Origin of the sequence: Vreelandella olivaria, assembly GCF_023507745.1 — a bacterium.
GTDB classification, from domain to species: Bacteria; Pseudomonadota; Gammaproteobacteria; order Pseudomonadales; family Halomonadaceae; genus Vreelandella; species Vreelandella olivaria_A.
Window position 1 is genome coordinate 1 of sequence record NZ_JALPZO010000016.1, and the last position, 1,070, is coordinate 1,070.

At 48.8% G+C, this 1,070-nt stretch carries 1 protein-coding gene and 1 pseudogene; both read right to left on the minus strand.

Annotated features, from left to right (window positions below; all coding sequences use genetic code 11):
• A pseudogene (locus HP566_RS01460) lies at positions 1-274 on the minus strand (hypothetical protein); the annotation flags it as partial.
• A 235-nt stretch (positions 275-509) separates the two neighbouring features.
• A partial coding sequence (locus HP566_RS01465; protein WP_249975483.1) for a hypothetical protein occupies positions 510-1,070 on the minus strand: 561 nt, incomplete at its 5' end.

The window sequence follows — 1,070 nt, forward strand, 5'->3', positions numbered from 1 at the left end:
GAAGATGGAAGTCGCGGGTGATAGGCTGAAGCAGCGCATTGGCTTTTTGGCCAAGCGCCTTCCGGTCCAGGCTGGCATCGCGTTCTTCGGCACGTAGGGCGCTGTCGCTTAACTGCTGGGCCAACGTGGAAAGTTGACTGGCTGGCTTTGAAGAATCAGATGACGAAGTTGTGTTTTCGCTCTGTTCGGTTCCCTTGGCTGATACGTCCTGAGTGCGGCTACCAGACGTCGTTTGCGACGTCGCCGGGGTAGTGGGTCCAATGCTGATTGTCATGGCAATACCTCCTTGTCGTTTTGCTGAATTGCCATCAATTATATGGCCTATGGTAGTGACCGAAACGTTGGTTATTTCTCGATGCCACACTTAGTAATCGGCAGGGAAAACTAAAACGTTAAGTAAATATTGTAATTTTTTTGTTAGCGTACTTAATCAATGCACGTACATATCCCGCCATAAGTGGTTTCATCATCAGTCGAAGGGGGGCTTGAGATACTTGAACTGTCATTTTTCAATTAATTGTTGAACGCGCAAAGCGTTTACCTAGGTTGGCAAAGTCGTCACTTGACATTAATATTTCAAAGATATCCTCAGGTGCTCCTTTGCCTTCGGCGCGGTGGGTCATAAAGTTGAAGTCCATCTCAATCAGATGTTCAAGGCGCGGCGCATAAAAATCGGGATGCTGTGCCTGCATAATAGGGGGCAAATCGTTGTAATTCCCCAGTACTTCTTTGAAAAACTCTGTCATCTTGCCGGTTTGGCTGTACTCCAATTTACCTCGAGCAACAACTGCCTGCTTCCATGCAGTTTCTTGGGCACGCCCCTCTAGCCAAGCTGCCCGTCGCTCATTGGCCGTAAACGTGCCGCTATCGTCATAAATAATCAGTGCTAGTTGGTCTTGTGATAGACCGCTAAAGGGGTTGCTGCCTCTGCCGTTGACAAATGAGGTGGCTTGTTTTGCTCGTTCCAGTAGTTCGGGATCATCGGTGTCAGGTACTTCAGCGTCATATTTTGCACGATGAAGATGGAAGTCGCGGGTGATAGGCTGAAGCAGCGCATTGGCTTTTTGGCC